The organism is Melaminivora alkalimesophila (assembly GCF_000282995.1).
In the GTDB taxonomy this organism is placed as follows: Bacteria; Pseudomonadota; Gammaproteobacteria; order Burkholderiales; family Burkholderiaceae_C; genus Melaminivora; species Melaminivora alkalimesophila.
On record NZ_ALEE01000393.1, the window covers coordinates 1 to 1,129 of the forward strand.

Sequence of the window (1,129 nt, forward strand, 5' to 3'; positions counted from 1 at the left end):
CGCCCAGCGCCTGGTCGACGGGGTGCATTCGCGCCTGGTGGCGGGCGTGAACCTGCCGATGTTGCTGCGCGCCGTCTGCTACCGCGCCGAGCCGCTGGACGCCCTGGCGAACCGGGCGCTGGACGGCGGCACCCAGGGCGTGCTGCCGATGGCGGCGGCCGGCCAGCCTTCCTGATCCCTTGCGCACCCGCCCTTCATGATCAAGCACACCCTGACCATCGCCAACAAGCTGGGCCTGCACGCGCGTGCCTCCGCCAAGCTGACCAAGCTGGCCGGCAGCTACGACTGCGAGGTGTGGATGAGCCGGGGCGGGCGGCGGGTGAACGCCAAGAGCATCATGGGCGTGATGATGCTCGCCGCCGGCCTGGGCGCCGAGGTGGAGCTGGAGACCGATGGGCCCGAGGAGCGCGAAGCGATGGATGCGCTCATCGCCCTGATCGAGGACAAGTTCGGTGAAGGCGCATAGCCCTGCCGGGCAGGGGCCGACGGGGCGGGCCATTCAGGGCCTGGCGGTCTCGCGCGGCGTGGCTATCGGGCGCGCGGTGCTGGTGGCGGCCGGGCGGATGGAGGCGGTGCACCGCTTCGTCGAGCCGGAGCAGGTCCAGGACGAGCTGGCGCGGCTGCGCGGCGCGCGCGATGCGGTGACGCTGGAGCTGCAGCGCCTGCAGGCCGAGCTGCCCCCGGACGCGCCGCAGGAGCTGGCGGCGCTGCTGGAAGTCCACGTGCTGATGCTGCAGGACGAGCTGCTCGCCAGCGGCGTGCGCCACTGGATCATCGAGCGCCTCTACAACGCGGAGTGGGCGCTGACCACGCAGCTGGAAGTGCTCTCGCGCCAGTTCGACGAGATGGAGGACGAGTACCTGCGCGAGCGCAAGGCGGACCTGGAGCAGGTGGTGGAGCGGATGCTGCGCCAGCTGCGCGGTGCGGCCGCACCCCAGCCGCCGGCACATGCGGGCGAGGGCACGCCGCTGGTGCTGGTGGCGCACGATCTGGGGCCGGCCGACATGCTGCAGTTCCGCAGGACGCCGTTCGTGGGCTTCGTCACCAGCGCCGGCGGCCGCACCAGCCACACGGCCATCGTGGCCCGCAGCATGGACATCCCGGCAGTGGTCGGCGCGCGCGCCGCGAG

At 72.7% G+C, this 1,129-nt stretch carries 2 protein-coding genes and 1 pseudogene; all 3 read left to right on the forward strand.

Translation table 11 applies throughout. The features are described 5' to 3' along the window. A pseudogene (locus A612_RS17860) lies at positions 1–160 on the forward strand (PTS sugar transporter subunit IIA); the annotation flags it as partial. A 36-nt stretch (positions 161–196) separates the two neighbouring features. After that, the gene (locus tag A612_RS07560) at positions 197–466 is read left to right on the forward strand and encodes an HPr family phosphocarrier protein (protein ID WP_019373899.1); all 270 of its coding nucleotides are present in this window, start codon (positions 197–199) and stop codon (positions 464–466) included. Continuing rightward, on the forward strand, positions 453–1,129 hold a 677-nt coding region (locus A612_RS07565), incomplete at its 3' end, for a phosphoenolpyruvate-utilizing N-terminal domain-containing protein (protein ID WP_241209531.1). The genes A612_RS07560 and A612_RS07565, both read left to right, overlap by 14 nt.